The following is a 14,898-nucleotide window of genomic DNA, read 5'->3' as shown; positions in this document are numbered from 1 at the left end:
AATTATTTGCTCGTCTCCAGATGTCTCCTATTATTGGAATATACAACAAGTTGCCTTTCTCGAAACCGGGATTCCTGTCTCTGATGAGTTTAAACTGGTTATAGATTACGACAGTGCCTACCAGCAATATGATCGAGACCATAAACAAGACTACAACAAAGGTATTGCGAAACAGCAAGTTGCCACCCCTGGATTTTACATTGTTTCACTTTTTAATCTACACCTTATCCTAAATATTTTAACCCTTACTTGATTATCAAATCTGTAAGTCGGATTAGTCTGAGCTTCCAAATTTTGACAACCGAAGCTTAAATCCGGCGGCATAAATCTGCTGAACAAACACTTCACCCACCCGCAGTTCCAGGTGTGTATTTATCATGGTATTGTGTTTGTAAAGCTGAAGCGATTTTAACAATTCTTCTTTTAACGAAGCCGGGACAAGAAATGTAGCTCCGTCACCTCCAAAAAAGAAAGGTATGGCAATACCTTTGTTAAACGCGATATTCAGGCTGGCGACAGTACTGCCCGTTGCCACCAGGTTTATTTGCTGGTGTAAGCCGGCAGCAACTGCTTCTGTTGAACCTTTAATATCCGTAACGATGACATGCCAGTTTTCCGGAACCGTAAAAAATAATTCATCCTTTAACAAAATCTCGCCTAAAGGAATTTGATTGATCGGAAGCCGGGCGTAAAAATACTCGTTCGGTGCAATTAGATCATTTAATAAATGCATTGGGTTAAATTTATCCTGTAATCCCCGACATTAAATAGCAGGATGCAAGACAGGGTTTAGATCACAGACGTAATGCCTGCCTATACCTTACAACCCATTTCATTATATAATGTAAGGAATATTTCATATCGTCGTCCATTCCTTCATATGGGATATTCCCTGAAATAAATATGAAGATTTTTTTAACTGCTATTTTACTGTTATGCTTGCCCGGTCTGGCGCTGCTCGCTCAGGACCGCCCCATTAGCGGCGTTATTGTTGACAGTCTTACCCGCGCTCCTTTAAGCGGAGCAACTGTCGTACTTAATCCAGGGAGCAGGACCACTTTTTCTGGTGAAAATGGCCAATTTAAGTTTGGCAAAGTGAACGCTGCCGAAACGGCCATCATCATTTCTGCTGTTGGCTATGAAAAGAAGCAAATTTTATTGCACAATACCTATCCGGGAGAGGTCATTGAGCTTGCCGTTCATGAGACCCAGCTTTCCGATGTAGTGGTTTATGCAAATTCAGGTAACCCTTATAAAACGATAAGCGATGCCGATATTAAAATGCGTGGCGTATCAAATTCACAGGAAGTACTCCGTATCGTTCCGGGCTTATTCATCGGTCAGCACCAGGGCGGCGGAAAAGCGGAACAGATATTTTTACGCGGGTTCGATGCAGATCATGGCACAGATATCAGCTTGAATGTAGATGGTATGCCGATCAATATGGTATCTCATGCGCATGGGCAGGGTTATGCCGATAGCCATTTTATTATTCCTGAAACCATCGAAAGCACCGATTATAAAAAAGGTTCTTATGATGCGGAAAAAGGCGACCTGGTTACTTCGGGTTTTGTTGATTTTCATACTGCGGATGCTATCTCTGGCAATTTAATCCGGGTGGAAGGAGGACAATTTGATACTTATAGGGCGCTGGCCATGGTTGACCTGCTGGGAGATCGATACAAAGCAAAAGGCCAGTCGTGGTATGTGGCATCTGAATACCGGTTCAGTAATAGCTATTTCGATAACCCGCAGCATTTCAACAGGCTGAATATATTCTCCAAATTCAGTACCCGGCTTTCCGGTAATACACGGCTTTTACTATCCGCTTCGGTGTTTCACAGTAGCTGGTTTGCTTCCGGCCAGATCCCTGATCAGGCCATTGACCAGGGTATCGTCGGCTTTTACGGCGCTCTTGATCCGAATGAGGGCGGGGTGACCTCGCGCAACAATATTAACGCCCAATTCATCACCTCTTTCAAAAATAACGGTATCTTAAAAAATCAGTTTTACTATTCCCGCTATAAGTTTGACCTGCATACGGATTTTACTTTCTTCCTGGAAGACCCGGTAAACGGTGATGAAATACGGCAAAAAGAAAAGCGCAACCTGTACGGCTACCATGGCAGTTACCTGTATGAACATTACCTCGGCAACATAAAATTAACTTCCAAAATTGGTTTGGATGCCAGGCTTGATGTCACCGACAGCTCTGAACTGTCGCATACTAAAAACAGGTATACCTTACTGAACAGGATCAAGTTAGGTAATATAAACGAATTGAATACAGGGGCTTATGTTTCTGAAACTTTTCAGTTCAACGAAAAGTTCAGTATCAATGCCGGGCTTAGATTTGATGAGTTTGCTTACCATTATCAAAACCTTTTCGCAGGTGATACCACTTTTAACGGGACCGGGAAATACAGGGCCTCTAACCATTCGCTCAGTCCCAAGCTGAACTTTTATGAGCAGCTGTCCTCCAAAACGGAATTATACCTTTCATTAGGCAAAGGTTTTCATTCCAACGATGCCAGGGTAGTTGTAGCTGAAAAGGGAACAGGCACGCTGCCTTCGGCTTATACCGGCGATTTCGGGGTCGTGTATAAACCTTTTGACAACTTGCTGTTCAATGCTTCACTGTGGTATATCTATCTTCAAAAGGAATTTGTCTATGGTGGCGACGGAGGCACAGTCGATTTCAGCGGCCGGACCCGGCGCGTCGGAGCTGACCTGTCGGCAAGGTACCAACCGGTAAAGTCGATCCTCTTCGACCTGGATTTGAATTATGCGCATGGCCGGGCAATCGACGAGCCTGATGGACAGAACTATATACCACTTGCGCCTGTATTAAGCAGTACAGCCGGAATAACCTATTCCGGTAAAAGCGGCATAAATGCCAGCTTCAGATACCGCTATCTTTCAAAAAGACCGGCAAACGAAGATTACAGCCTGACGGCAATAGGCTATTTTATCAATGACGTGGTTCTTAATTACACGCAACGCAAGTATGAGATTGGCTTAACCATCAACAACATATTTAATGTAAAATGGAAAGAAACCCAGTTCGATACGGTTACCCGGTTAAAAAATGAAGTGACTCCTGTTGATGGAATAGCTTTTACCCCCGGCACCAAATTCGCCGCCCTTGCTCATATCAGCTATTTTTTCAGATAATATTTCATACCGCCAACCCCTTGAATTATTTCATCATTATTTTTTTCGCCGGAAACGACTGCTTCCCTTTTGATAATCAGTAACATTTAAATGCTTCGCCAGCCGCTGTTCCTCTTTAATAGAAAATAATCCACTGCGGTTGTAAGGATAGGATTTTGACATCGTCTGTCAGGGCAAATAACAATTGAAATTTAATAAGAAAAGTATGAAAAAAACAAGAATGGTGGCAGCCCTGTCTGCCGCAGCCTTGCTGCTCGGCGGCGGGATTTTATGGGCTTCTGACCACGGAGATGCACCTGCAGTTTCTGGTAAGAGCACCGACATTACCGACCTGTATGTTTACCAAAGCCCGGTAAATGCTGACAAAATGGTATTCACGGCGAATGTACAGGGCTTACTGAGCCCAACTGCAACTAAAACAGCTGGTTTTGATGAAAACACGCTGATTGAATTCAAGATCGATAACACAGGCGATAATGTGGAAGATCTGGTGATCCAGTGTGTTTATAAAGCCGGCAAGATGTATTTCTACGGTCCCTATAAACCACAAAGCACCGGGACGACCAGTACGATCACTGGCAATGCTTCAGCTGTTGTTGATGTAACACCTTACACCGCCACGGCACCTGTTGTTACTACATCTGCCAAGGGTATCACCGCTTTTGCGGGACCGCGGGACGATCCCTTCTTTTTTGACATTGGCGCTTATGTAAAAGTGGTAACAGGCGCAGCCAATTCATTCAGCAATCCCGGATCAGATTCATTAGCCGGAACCAACGTATTGAGCGTTGTTTTGGAACTACCGAAATCCTTACTGAACAGCACCGGCAAAATTAATGTATGGCTGGACACGAAAACAAAAAATTAATCAATCCCGAAATTTGAATCAAATGAAAAAGAAACTATATTTTTTACTGAGCGGCTGTGCGCTAGTACTAACGATCAGCGCCTGCCATAAAGATCATAACGTAGCGCCGTCAGATCCGAACGCAGGTGCTACATTTTCAGTTGCTGGTGACCAGGTGGGCCGGCCAGGCGTTAACATTGTGTTTATTAATGCTGCCCAGCAGGACAAATTCAATGCGACCGCCCCCTCTGCTCAGGGTACAGCGTATCAATCCACGATCCAGTCCCGACTCATGGCATTGAACCCAGGTTTCACAACCAATGCTGCCGGCTTAAGCGCGGCGGCGTTTAGCCAAACCCTGGCAACAGACGTGCTTAATGTAAGCACTGCAGGAACAACCAGCTACGGGACCTTTACAGGTCGTGGGTTGGCCGACGATGTGATCGATGCCAGCTTCAAGCTGATATGGGGAGGACCGAACGGAACTTCTAATCCGGGATTAGTTTCGGATCACGTAGATCACAATGACAAACCCTTCCTGGGCACCTTTCCTTACGAAGCTGCTCCCTGGTAATAACTCAATATTTAACCCAGGCCGGATTGATTCCGGCCTGTTTTTTTTAACATCCAATGGGTAAAGTTTTACAAAGCCGGCATTTAAGTGTTTGGGGCCGTGCCCTAATAATTATCTTCCTTATCGCGATATGGAGCGGACCCGCGAGTGCCCATGTGGTCGTAAAAGAACTATCGAAAATGTCTGGCGGGGAAGCGGCGCTGGTTTATCTCGGTTTGGGATATCGCCATATTTTGCCGCTTGGATTCGACCACATTCTCTTTATCCTGAGTTTATTTCTTTTAAGTCCTAAAATCAAACCGCTGTTGACCCAGGCTACTGCTTTCACCGTGGCCCACTCGATAACGCTGGGCCTGGCTATGTACGGCGTCATTACGCCTCCGGTAAAAATAGTCGAGCCGTTGATCGCCGTATCCATACTGTTTGTGGCCCTTGAAAATATATTTTCACCAAAGCTTAAGGCGTCACGTATCGGTGTTGTATTTTTATTTGGATTGATCCATGGTCTGGGTTTTGCAAGTGTGTTAAGTACGCTTGGCCTTCCTAAAACTTCCTATCTGTTTAGCCTGATCATGTTCAATATCGGTGTTGAACTTGGCCAGCTTACCATTATTGTCGCAGCGTATTTTCTTTTGGCCAAATGGTTCGGAAAAAAGCCTAATTACCGAAAATTCGTTGTAATGCCGTTATCGGCCATTATAGTCGTTATCGCAGGGTTCTGGACCATTCAGCGTATTTTCTTTTAGCAACTTTTGAGGGCGTGGAAACCACAATGCCCTGCGGAAACTATACCGGCTCCCCTTGAATGGTTTCTTAAGCCAATTGAATTAAACAATAGTGCGGCTTGATATTTCCTGCCTGACAGCCGGTTAACGGATGCTTATTTAAAAATGTAATCATGAAAATTTTCTTCCCTCTTATTGCAGTGACCTTGGTCTTTAGCTCCTGTAAGCGCCAGCCATTGGTTGGCAAAATATATCTCGACAGCCTGATAAACCATTATACCATACCTGCAGCTGTTGCCGATAACAATACCGATATGAAATTCTGGCAGCGGAGAATTGACCCGAAGAACCAGCAAAATACCAGTGAAGCCAGGTATGCCGCGACGCTCATCATGCGTTTTCATCACTTTGGTGATATTAACGATGCCAGATCTGCTGACAGTATCTACAGGTCTATCAGTAATACTTATCGCCATAAATTAGCATCGGCAGATTTGGCCCTGGTAGCTGCCGCGATGTTGCAACACCGTTTCAGCAGCGCGCAATTACTACTGGATTCGGCAAAAATGCTGGGCATTAAAAATTATACCAGTAATAATGTTTCCTTTGACGTCAGCTTTGAACTGGGCCATTATAACGAGGCCAAATTTTATCTCGCCCAATTAAAGCCGTTCAAGGATTATAATTACTACTTCAGGCGCGCAAAATATGACCATCTCCTGGGAATGACTGACAGTGCGTTAAGCGCCATCAATAAAGCGGTAGCATTGGCTAAAGGGCCATACCTGAAGGATATTGCGCTGTCCAATCAAGGCGATCTGTACTTACATACCGGCGATCTGGAAAAGGCGCTCAGTGCGTATAAGGAATGTGTTAGGATAAACAGTGTTGATTTTCATAGTATTTTAGGAATAGGCTGGATCGCTTTAGTGCATGACCATGATCCGGTGGCGGCAAACCGCTTATTTAACTTCGTCCTTTCCCACAATAAACTTCCCGACCCTCTTTTTAAAATGTATCAGGCGGCGCAACAATCCGGTAATAAATCAATGCAAAAAAAGTATGCCGCCGCTTTTGTCCATGCCGCAACCGATCCGCGTTATGGTATGATGTACAATAAATACCTGATCGAAATTTATACAGGCATTCTTCACCAGCCAAACGAAGCTGAAAAACTGGCCAGGGCTGAACTGCTTAACCGCGCTACTCCGCAGACTTATGCATGGCTGGCGTATGCGCTTTTCAAAAACAATAAAAAGAATGAGGCTTACCGGGTTTACGAACAATATGTTGCCGGAAGGCCACTGGAAGGACTGGAACTTTTTTATATCGGTAGCCTGCTGAAAGGTATGGGTAAGGGCTATGATGCCAATAAATATCTGAATGCCGCACTACAGAATAAATATGATTTGAGTCCGGAGATGGCTGCCACCCTGGCTAATGATCCGGAGCTCTAAACGATTCGGCCATCAATAAAAAAACGTCTGGCAATTAGGTTGCCAGACGTCTTCAATTAAAGGGATCGGCTATATTAATTAAAAAATTGCTCTACGATAATCTGCCCAGCTTCGACCTGGTAAACGCAAATTTCTGCGAGGCGTTGCGGGCCGCCGTTTTTTACGGTAAAATCAAGTTCGAAAGCAAAGGCGAAGGAATTACCCTGGATGATCAGCTGGCCTGTTTTTAAGCCTTCCACACTGGCCACAATGGCCTGGAATGCCTCACGTTTAGCGGCAATGGCCCCAAGGCTCTGGTCTTTTTTTCGGAATCCGTCGGCATCGGGAATTTCGATGCTGATGATCTCAGGTGAAAAGTAAGTATTTTGTGCTTCTTCGAATTTACCTTGTGATACCAGTTCAAAAAACTGCTGAGCGATCTGTTCCGTGGTTAACGGATTATTTTGAGTTGTTGACATGTGCTTATGTATTTAAATCAGCAAAGTCCGGCAGGTGCCAGACTTTGCTAAACGGATAAATGATTAGTTACCGGTGGCCATCGACATTTTGCCGCTCATGGTTACTTTTTGATTTTCTTTGATCTTCAGTTTCTTACCGTTTGGCAATTTAACTGATCCGTCAACTGCTACCTTAGCGCCATTGTTCAGCGTAATAGTTTCGGTCATCGGTGTTGGTTTTCCGTCAACGATCTTCATCATTTTACCGTGGTAACGCATTACAAAGTTCTCCGGTTTTTGGGTCGTGTCAGCTTTGGTTTGTGCCATTGCGCTGCAGCCTAAGGTCAGGGCCAATGCAGCCATCATCAATTTTTTCATGTTTTTAATTTTAATGTTTGGAATTAATCTTTGACCTGACAGACGAGGCCGGGTGACCATCCTTACATTGAAAATTAAATATTTCTGTTTTTTTCGTCGATTATCTGCTGTAGCTGCACTTTGACATCGCCGTTCATGGCAACGGTATTAGCTGATTCTGTCCGGATGATCTTCCGGAGCATTTTGTGGATCATAGCGCTTTGTATCCTGTAAAGGCGGCAGAAAGGGCAAATGATCAAATGCATATATAACTCGGTCAGGTCATTTATATTCAATGCTTTTTCGTGCCGCTTTTCGATAAAATAGGTCGCGCGGCGGCAAGTGTATTTTTGTCCGTTAGCCTTCAGCCTTAAATTGTTGATCCACTTTTTCATATCCAGTTTTTTTGCAAACATTCCCTTAAACTCAGTTTGGCGCGGTGAATGATCACCCAATAGTTGGATGAGGTTACCCGCAGTTCCTTGCAGATCACATCCGTTTTTTCCTCATCCAGGTGTTTCATACGAAAGATGGACATCCATAAGGCAGGTAATTTTTCCATACAAAACTCCAGTACAGTATAAAACTCCTTCTTATCTAAACGCTGGTGCCCGTCATGCCCGAAAGGCGTCGGCGCGAATTCTGCTTTCCAGATCCCGTCCTCTCCGAAATATTCAACCGGGTTTTCTTCAAAATCCCGCCGCTCGGTCACCGCGTTCAGGCCGGAAGACTTTTTTCGATAGTAATCGATTATTTTGTTTCTAAGTATGGCCCTAAGCCAGGTTAATTCGCTGCTGTTGCCGGCAAAGGTTTCGGCATTTTCCAAAGCCGATAAAAATGTATCCTGCACCAGGTCATTCGCCATGTCCTCATCATTAACCCTCTGTATCGAAAAGTTATACAAATAATCCGCATAGTTTTTGACCCAAAGCCCCGGGTCAAGTTTCCTGTTAGTCCCTAACATATAGTAGTTGTTTTATCACACGGACGTTGCTGCAACCATATCCTTACACTGAAAATAATAATATTTAATTTTTTTTCATAATTAACTGATATACAGTTTGTAAATATTTTCACAGAGGCCATTTTGAATTTTTTTTCAATCCGCTGTAAGGTGAGGCGGCCTGCATCGTCTATCAGGGTATTAAAAACAACTGGATACCCTTACAAAAATCGAAATCTATGGAAATTTTTATCTGTTTTATCACAAGAATGATCATGCTCGGCTGTATCAGCGTAATCTTAGCCGAGATAATTCCTCAATCAAATAAATCAATTCAACATAAACACAATGGTTAAATTAGCGATCCTGGCCAAATTAGAGGCCAAACCCGGAAAAGAAAACGAATTAGCAGAATTATTGATTAATGCATTACCGCTGGTTCAACAGGAACTTGGAACCGTTTCATGGTATGCTTTAAAACTGGGGCCTACCACCTTCGGAATCTTCGATACATTTGAATCAGAAGAAAGCCGCCAGACCCATTTGAGCGGAAAACTTGTTGCCGCCCTGATGTCGGCAGCGGACGATCTGTTTGAACCAGAGCCGTCTATAGAATTGGCGGAAATAATCGCCTTCAAATAATACCGGAAGCCCACTTAGAACCAGAAGTTTGTTTTAAGTGGGTTTCTTTTTATGCAATAAATTAAAAGATCTTAATAAGAAAGAAATGAAATTAGCAAATCAAGTGGCTCTGATCACGGGTGCGGCATCTGGCATAGGCAAGGCTCAGGCCTTACTGTTTGCCAGGGAAGGTGCTAAAATAATCGCCGCCGATATTCAGTCTGAAAAATTACAGGAAACAGTATCAGAAATTAAAGTGGGCGGAGGCGATGCGATAGGTAGAACCACCGATATCAGCAACGAACAGGAAGTAATAACCCTTTATGAACAAGCCATTAATGCGTATGGAAAAATAAGCATTCTTTGCAATACAGCCGGGGTATTTGACAATCTTATCCCCATGGCACAAACAGATTTGCCGCTGTTAAGAAAGATACTATCAGTAAATGTTGTAGGAACTTTTTTGGTGACTAAATATGTTCTGCAAAGCATGATCGACCATAAATATGGAGTTATTGTAAACATGGCCTCGGATGCGGGCCTGATTGGCGGAGGTGCGGGAATGGCCTATACCATATCTAAACACGCCATAGTCGGCTTTACAAAGCAAATTAATGCTGAGATGGGGCATGATGGCATAAGAGCTAATGCGATCGCACCCGGTTTAATTCAAACCCCCATGGTTCAACCATTCATAAATGACGAGGACTCACCGATTGTAAAAGCCTTCAAAAGAATACCAGCACAACGGTTTGGCAGACCGGATGATATCGCGAAAGCGTCTCTCTTTTTGGCGTCAGCAGATTCTGATTATTTATACGGAGAAATATTATCGGTCGATGGCGGGCTTCTTTCCACGTTGCGGTTTTAATTTTTTGTCGGTTAAGCAGGAAAAAAGAATGGTATAAGCTGACGGAAGGTTTGCTTATTGACATTATTAGGTGCAACAGGGATAACCTTAAACCTTATCCAATGAAAGATAAAGAACAAACCAAGCGAAAGCTTATCGATGCTGTAGGTCAGATCATTAAAACAAAGGGTTTTAAGGACGTCCGCATCAGTAATGTTGCTCGCGAGGCAGGTGTTGATAGAAAATTGGTATATCGTTACTTTGGTAATTTAGATAACCTTACGGAAGCTTATGTTACTGAAAATGATTATTGGATGGTCTTTTCGGAGCATCTGAAATCACTGCTAAAAGATGCCAGTCCTGGCAATAGCCAGTTAGTCATAACGGACATTTTGCAGGAATTATTTAAGTTCTTTTCCAAAGAACAGGAAATGCAAAATTTGATCTTGATGGAACTTTCCGGAACAAGTCAAATGATGCAAAGCATTCATAACGCAAGGGAAAGCATCGGGCAGGATTTTTTAGAAATGACCGATCCGCATTTTGAAAATTCGCATGTCAACTTTCGGGCTGTAGCAGCTCTCCTGGTCGGCGGAATTTATTATATCGTTTTGCATACCCGTAATAATGGACATCAATTTGCAGACATTAACCTGAAAACCGAAGAAGGTAGGTCTGCCATTCTCGGAACGCTCGGCCAAATCGTGAATTGGGCATTTATGGCGGGTTCCGATCAAATATGATAAGAATTCAAAGCTTCTTAATTTGCTTAATTAAGGAAATTTAAAACATTATGGCATTCCCTTCGGTCGGGCTTTCCATTATATCTTCTGTCGAAGGATGCCATTTCAATCCCTAATGCGCCATTCGGCAATCCCGCCAGGATAATTAAAAAAAAACTCCCTGTTGTCGCAAGGAGTTTTTTTGTCAATCTAAATAGCCCTTTAACACCCAGGCCCGTGAATTTTCCCGAAGCCTGGAAAGTGCTTTGTCTTTAATCTGTCTTACTCTTTCGCGGGTAAGGTTATATTTATCGCCAATTTCTTCAAGGCTTTGGGCCTGTTGTGTACCCAGTCCAAAGAAAAGGGACAATATATCTTTTTCTTTTTCGCCAAGCACACGCATGCAATTGGATACCTCCAATGATAGCGATTCGGTCATTAAGCCTTTATCTGTAGCAGGTTCGGGGCTGTGCAGCACATCCAGTAACGTGTTTTCCTCTTCACTGGAAAATGGTGAATCATAAGAAATGTGCCTGCCGGAATGCCCTAACGTGTCACTGATCTTTTCTGCGGTTAATTCCAGATTCTCGGCTATTTCTTCCGGTGTTGGCTGGCGCTCAAACTGTTGTTCCAGTTTGGATGCCGCTTTTGCAATCTTTGAAATATCCCCAACTTTGTTTAACGGCAACCGAATCATGCGCGATTGTTCATTTATAGCCGATAAGATGGATTGCCGGATCCACCATACAGCATAGGATATAAATTTAAATCCTTTTGTTTCATCAAAACGCTTGGCCGCTTTAACTAAACCAACATTGCCCTCATTGATCAGGTCGCCAAGTGTCAGCCCTGAACTTTGATATTGTTTTGCTACGGAAACTACGAACCTTAAATTGGCAGTTGTTAATCTTTCTAACGCTGCCTGGTCGCCTTCCCTGATTTTTTGTGTCAACGTCACCTCTTCTTGCGGAGTAACCATCGGAATCTTTGCGATATCTGACAAATACTGATTCAACGATGCTGTCTCACGATTGGTGATTGACTCACTAATTTTAAGTTGCCTCATTTACGAAAATATTTTAAGTGAAATGCTAAAGATCTTGTCCCTTAGAATGCGCTGAAAGCAGAAATGGTTCTCTATGAGATTACAGTGATTTACTGGTGCTTGCGGGAGAAAGGTAGTTGCTGATCCTTGCAACACAAATATAAGCACAGAAGCAAAAAATAGTGTTGACTGGATGTCAGGAATCCGGGTGCTTTAGGGTTTTCTTCCATTTGTTTTCAGCGTAAATGAGTTCGTCATTGTCGTCATTCATTAATATTTTTAGTCGAAACGGGTAAAAAGCGCAGCTAAGGTCTTGCCGTATTCCTTTTTTGGAGTACGCCAAAAGACTACGGCATAATGGCTTGGCTCGTACCTCACCAATCCACCCTTCGGGACTTATTCCGTTTCCTTCTGGCTATGAGCCGGCACTTCCTATGGCTTTCTTTTTTCCCTTTTTTAAAAATAATCAGGAAAAGCAAAGCGGGATAAGGAAAGCAAAACAGATTTATTCATTTATTAAAAAAACAAAAATTATGTTATTCACAGGAAGAATTACCGCAGACGCTCAAACAAGGACAGTTTCAGGCGACAAACAAGTAACCAATTTTACCGTAGCCCTGAACCAGCGGTACAAAACCAAAGCAGGCGAAAAAAAGGAAAAGACCGCTTTTGTAAACTGCTCATACTGGATAAATCCCGGTTTGGCTGTGTACCTCACCAAAGGCGCAATAGTCGAAATTTCAGGATGGGTCGAAGCCCAAACATGGGAAAACCGCGATGGAAAAGTACAAGCTGACCTTGTATGCGCTGTTGATACCGTCAAGCTATTCGGCTCCACTGGTGTAAAACCAAACGATCCCCCAAAAGATAAAAAGGCTGAAAAGAAAGCCGTTGGAGCAGGTGGCGGTGATGATGATTTGCCATTCTAAAACCCATCCTACAGCACTCTGTAAACGGGGTGCTGTTTCAAAACTATTTCAACACCATTTAAGGACAAAAATTACGCACATCATGGAAAACGATTTTGATGCCAAAGCAAAAGCGAGGCTGTAAATATAAGTCGAATCAATAAACGCTTATTTTATTCAAATCTGAAAGATTTTCTCTATCATTTTAATGAAACAGGGAATGCACAGGTTAAGATTTTGACTTATGGTAAAAGTTTTATTGCTCAGGATCTGTCTTTGATATCCGCTCAGATCTCCTCATTAATTAATTCATATAGCTTTAAGGATAAACTGCCGGAAATAAAAGAACTTACAGCTCAATTTGCTATGCTCGCAGAGTCTGGAACGACCGTTATGGCTAAGTTTGAAACTGCGGCTCATAGTAGTGCACCTGGAGTATTATTAAACCATTTAGAAAAAATCATACAATCAATATTACGACATGGGCGAAATATATATAGTTAATGACCAGGCGAATACCTTCACTAAAAAAATAATCGACGAGTTAAAGGTGAAATCTCTTGATTTTCATGAACTCGTCGATGAGCCTGAGACGGATGGTTTTATAATACCCAAATTTCAAAAAAATAAAATCGATAAAATCCTTATCCCTGTGTCATTGGGTGAAACCCCCAATAATCAAATTGGATTTAAACTCGGTTTACATATCAGGTTTTCAAATGAAATAAGTGATGATTATTTGGTTCCAATAATTTTCATTTCCGACAAATCTCTGGAAACTCTTTTACTATCGCGCAACGAAAAATATCCGTTAATAGCAGTTACGGAAGGTTGCCTGCTTTGTCCTGAAGATCTCGATGAAATAAGGGCAAACCTTTATGCCATACAACCATTAAGAACTGAAAATTATTTAAATGTTCTTAATAATCTGATTATAAATAAGCCTGAAACTATGGGCCCCCATTCCCTTGCTAATGAATGGGGCGTTTATCAATTAGACCGTGTTGCAAAACTGGCAAGTTTAAGCACCACCGCACCTGCCTATTTAAAATCGAAAACGCTGTATTTTAAATACCTTCGCGCTAAAAACAGCGCAATAGCCTTGGCTTTGGCCAGGCAAGCGGCTACTGGTTCTGCCGGTGTGGGTAGCCCAGCTCAACTTGCCGGGCCAAATACTATAGATGCTATTCGTAAAAAGATACTTTATATCGATGATGAAGGCTTTAAGGGATGGACAAGCGCTCTATCTGTAATATTTAAAGGTGGAACGGTTATGTCGATCACCGGGGATGGGTTATCTGAAACTGAATTTTTTAAACGTATTCGCGATGAAATCGGAAAAGATTGGGATCTTATTTTATTGGACTTAAGATTGCTTCCCCTAAAAGAGGATATTGCGGGCATCGTATTACCAATTGATCGTTATAGCGGAACGGAAATTTTAAGGGAGATCAAAGCTCGTAACGAAGGCACCCAGGTGATAATTTTTACAGCATCTAATAAAGCCTGGAATATGAAGCAATTATTAGCGCTGAAGGCAGACGGGTACTATATTAAAGAGTCACCGGAATATTTGATCCCTGATGATTTGAGCTTGAAAAATTACGAAGCTTTTAAAGAACAGGTTAAAGTATGTTTTGATAGAATTTATCTTAAAAGTATTTTCACAGCACATCAAAATGCTATCGCACAAACGACATTTACAGATGCAGGTTTTTTGACGTTTTCCGAATTTGGGCTAAAGCGGTCATTTGAGCTAATCAGACTGGAGATGTTTGAAGCGGCATACATGAATTATTTTCAGATCATTGAAAACTACAATGAGATTGTTTTTGATAGTAACGCCAAAAGTATTGTCGATTTAACCGGTACCACCATTCATGCAAAGACTGGTAGTACTTATCACATGACCTTCCATGCTGATACTGTCAATGGAAACTATTTAGAAAAATTAGATACCAATGCTTCATTGCAATATGCTACGCTAACGAAACTTTCCTTTATCATGGCATTTAAGTTTAGCAAAGACGACACCTATTTAAGAAAAGTAGGAACCCTTGTAAAGATTCGTAATGATATTGCGCATACAGGAACAAGCGCATTGTTAGATGTAAGCAACTTTTTTGATTTGATACCTATAATTCATTTGTTTAGGGCTAATATGTAAGCCAGGTAAGTAACTATATCAGTGTTATTTGTGATATTAATAACTCCAATGAGCAATTGCCGACTGCGATA

The 14,898-nt window shown here is 42.4% G+C and carries 16 protein-coding genes; 10 read left to right on the top strand and 6 right to left on the bottom strand.

What is annotated here, in order from left to right:
* Window positions 1-274: 274 nt before the first annotated feature.
* A complete protein-coding gene (locus BMX56_RS25680) occupies window positions 275-733 on the bottom strand; it encodes a DUF3095 family protein (RefSeq protein ID WP_090652572.1) in 459 nt (152 codons plus the stop codon).
* A 170-nt stretch (window positions 734-903) separates the two neighbouring features.
* Here BMX56_RS25680 and BMX56_RS25675 point away from each other — a divergent pair, with 170 nt between their 5' ends.
* The 5 genes from BMX56_RS25675 (at window position 904) to BMX56_RS25655 (ending at window position 6,777) form a co-directional block, all read left to right on the top strand.
* Entirely contained in the window at window positions 904-3,174 is a 2,271-nt protein-coding gene (locus tag BMX56_RS25675; RefSeq protein ID WP_090652571.1) for a TonB-dependent receptor, read from the top strand.
* 205 nt (window positions 3,175-3,379) lie between these two features.
* The gene (locus BMX56_RS25670; protein WP_090652570.1) at window positions 3,380-4,042 is read left to right on the top strand and encodes a DUF4331 family protein; all 663 of its coding nucleotides are present in this window, start codon (window positions 3,380-3,382) and stop codon (window positions 4,040-4,042) included.
* A 271-nt stretch (window positions 4,043-4,313) separates the two neighbouring features.
* Window positions 4,314-4,595 carry a DUF4331 family protein gene (locus tag BMX56_RS30585; RefSeq protein ID WP_255369921.1) on the top strand — a complete coding sequence of 94 codons (282 nt, stop codon included), beginning with the start codon at window positions 4,314-4,316 and terminating at the stop codon, window positions 4,593-4,595.
* Between the two features lie 56 nt (window positions 4,596-4,651).
* The gene (locus BMX56_RS25660; protein WP_090652568.1) at window positions 4,652-5,341 is read left to right on the top strand and encodes a HupE/UreJ family protein; all 690 of its coding nucleotides are present in this window, start codon (window positions 4,652-4,654) and stop codon (window positions 5,339-5,341) included.
* Between the two features lie 152 nt (window positions 5,342-5,493).
* Window positions 5,494-6,777 (top strand): tetratricopeptide repeat protein, encoded by a 1,284-nt coding sequence (locus BMX56_RS25655; protein WP_090652567.1) that lies wholly within the window; start codon window positions 5,494-5,496, stop codon window positions 6,775-6,777.
* Window positions 6,778-6,851: 74 nt separating this feature from the next.
* On the opposite strand, the gene BMX56_RS25650 is transcribed toward BMX56_RS25655, so the two are convergent.
* The 4 genes from BMX56_RS25650 to BMX56_RS25635 form a co-directional block, all read right to left on the bottom strand.
* Complete coding sequence (locus BMX56_RS25650; protein WP_090652566.1) at window positions 6,852-7,235, bottom strand: SnoaL-like domain-containing protein; 384 nt, start codon at window positions 7,233-7,235, stop codon at window positions 6,852-6,854.
* A gap of 63 nt (window positions 7,236-7,298) precedes the next feature.
* Window positions 7,299-7,592 (bottom strand): DUF6799 domain-containing protein, encoded by a 294-nt coding sequence (locus tag BMX56_RS25645; RefSeq protein WP_090652565.1) that lies wholly within the window; start codon window positions 7,590-7,592, stop codon window positions 7,299-7,301.
* Between the two features lie 74 nt (window positions 7,593-7,666).
* Window positions 7,667-7,966, bottom strand: a complete 300-nt coding sequence (locus BMX56_RS25640) for a hypothetical protein (protein ID WP_143065530.1) — start codon at window positions 7,964-7,966, stop codon at window positions 7,667-7,669.
* On the bottom strand, window positions 7,963-8,535 hold the full coding sequence (locus tag BMX56_RS25635) for a sigma-70 family RNA polymerase sigma factor (protein ID WP_090652563.1): 573 nt from the start codon (window positions 8,533-8,535) through the stop codon (window positions 7,963-7,965). The genes BMX56_RS25640 and BMX56_RS25635 overlap by 4 nt, the downstream gene beginning before the upstream one ends.
* A 327-nt stretch (window positions 8,536-8,862) precedes the next feature.
* Here BMX56_RS25635 and BMX56_RS25630 point away from each other — a divergent pair, with 327 nt between their 5' ends.
* The 3 genes from BMX56_RS25630 to BMX56_RS25620 all read left to right on the top strand — a co-directional run bounded on the left by BMX56_RS25630 (window position 8,863) and on the right by BMX56_RS25620 (window position 10,728).
* The gene (locus BMX56_RS25630) at window positions 8,863-9,156 is read left to right on the top strand and encodes a putative quinol monooxygenase (RefSeq protein ID WP_090652562.1); all 294 of its coding nucleotides are present in this window, start codon (window positions 8,863-8,865) and stop codon (window positions 9,154-9,156) included.
* An 85-nt stretch (window positions 9,157-9,241) separates the two neighbouring features.
* The gene (locus BMX56_RS25625) at window positions 9,242-10,006 is read left to right on the top strand and encodes an SDR family NAD(P)-dependent oxidoreductase (protein ID WP_143065529.1); all 765 of its coding nucleotides are present in this window, start codon (window positions 9,242-9,244) and stop codon (window positions 10,004-10,006) included.
* A 101-nt stretch (window positions 10,007-10,107) separates the two neighbouring features.
* Window positions 10,108-10,728, top strand: coding sequence for a TetR/AcrR family transcriptional regulator (locus BMX56_RS25620; RefSeq protein ID WP_090652560.1), 621 nt, complete (start codon window positions 10,108-10,110; stop codon window positions 10,726-10,728).
* A gap of 184 nt (window positions 10,729-10,912) precedes the next feature.
* Here BMX56_RS25620 and BMX56_RS25615 read toward each other — a convergent pair whose 3' ends face one another.
* Window positions 10,913-11,773 carry a sigma-70 family RNA polymerase sigma factor gene (locus tag BMX56_RS25615; RefSeq protein ID WP_090652559.1) on the bottom strand — a complete coding sequence of 287 codons (861 nt, stop codon included), beginning with the start codon at window positions 11,771-11,773 and terminating at the stop codon, window positions 10,913-10,915.
* A 308-nt stretch (window positions 11,774-12,081) separates the two neighbouring features.
* Between BMX56_RS25615 and BMX56_RS25610 the strand changes: the two genes are divergently transcribed.
* Together BMX56_RS25610 and BMX56_RS25600 are read left to right on the top strand one after the other, a co-directional pair.
* A complete protein-coding gene (locus BMX56_RS25610) occupies window positions 12,082-12,681 on the top strand; it encodes a single-stranded DNA-binding protein (RefSeq protein WP_143065528.1) in 600 nt (199 codons plus the stop codon).
* Between the two features lie 460 nt (window positions 12,682-13,141).
* The gene (locus BMX56_RS25600) at window positions 13,142-14,827 is read left to right on the top strand and encodes a response regulator (RefSeq protein WP_090652556.1); all 1,686 of its coding nucleotides are present in this window, start codon (window positions 13,142-13,144) and stop codon (window positions 14,825-14,827) included.
* Window positions 14,828-14,898 lie beyond the last annotated feature (71 nt).

Origin of the sequence: Mucilaginibacter sp. OK283 (genome assembly GCF_900110415.1) — a bacterium.
Taxonomy (GTDB): Bacteria; Bacteroidota; Bacteroidia; order Sphingobacteriales; family Sphingobacteriaceae; genus Mucilaginibacter.
Note: the sequence above shows the minus strand (reverse complement) of the source record. Positions and strands in the feature narration are given on the sequence as shown.

Bases quoted from the DNA above. Each gene is read 5' to 3' on its own strand.
- BMX56_RS25660 (WP_090652568.1), top strand. From the start codon at position 4,652: ATGGGTAAAGTTTTACAAAGCCGGCATTTAAGTGTTTGGGGCCGTGCC.
- BMX56_RS25645 (WP_090652565.1), bottom strand. From the start codon at position 7,592: ATGAAAAAATTGATGATGGCTGCATTGGCCCTGACCTTAGGCTGCAGC.
- BMX56_RS25630 (WP_090652562.1), top strand. From the start codon at position 8,863: ATGGTTAAATTAGCGATCCTGGCCAAATTAGAGGCCAAACCCGGAAAA.
- BMX56_RS25680 (WP_090652572.1), bottom strand. From the start codon at position 733: ATGCATTTATTAAATGATCTAATTGCACCGAACGAGTATTTTTACGCC.
- BMX56_RS25670 (WP_090652570.1), top strand. From the start codon at position 3,380: ATGAAAAAAACAAGAATGGTGGCAGCCCTGTCTGCCGCAGCCTTGCTG.
- BMX56_RS25675 (WP_090652571.1), top strand. From the start codon at position 904: ATGAAGATTTTTTTAACTGCTATTTTACTGTTATGCTTGCCCGGTCTG.
- BMX56_RS25625 (WP_143065529.1), top strand. From the start codon at position 9,242: ATGAAATTAGCAAATCAAGTGGCTCTGATCACGGGTGCGGCATCTGGC.
- BMX56_RS25635 (WP_090652563.1), bottom strand. From the start codon at position 8,535: ATGTTAGGGACTAACAGGAAACTTGACCCGGGGCTTTGGGTCAAAAAC.
- BMX56_RS30585 (WP_255369921.1), top strand. From the start codon at position 4,314: ATGGCATTGAACCCAGGTTTCACAACCAATGCTGCCGGCTTAAGCGCG.
- BMX56_RS25655 (WP_090652567.1), top strand. From the start codon at position 5,494: ATGAAAATTTTCTTCCCTCTTATTGCAGTGACCTTGGTCTTTAGCTCC.
- BMX56_RS25615 (WP_090652559.1), bottom strand. From the start codon at position 11,773: ATGAGGCAACTTAAAATTAGTGAGTCAATCACCAATCGTGAGACAGCA.
- BMX56_RS25650 (WP_090652566.1), bottom strand. From the start codon at position 7,235: ATGTCAACAACTCAAAATAATCCGTTAACCACGGAACAGATCGCTCAG.
- BMX56_RS25620 (WP_090652560.1), top strand. From the start codon at position 10,108: ATGAAAGATAAAGAACAAACCAAGCGAAAGCTTATCGATGCTGTAGGT.
- BMX56_RS25600 (WP_090652556.1), top strand. From the start codon at position 13,142: ATGGGCGAAATATATATAGTTAATGACCAGGCGAATACCTTCACTAAA.
- BMX56_RS25640 (WP_143065530.1), bottom strand. From the start codon at position 7,966: ATGAAAAAGTGGATCAACAATTTAAGGCTGAAGGCTAACGGACAAAAA.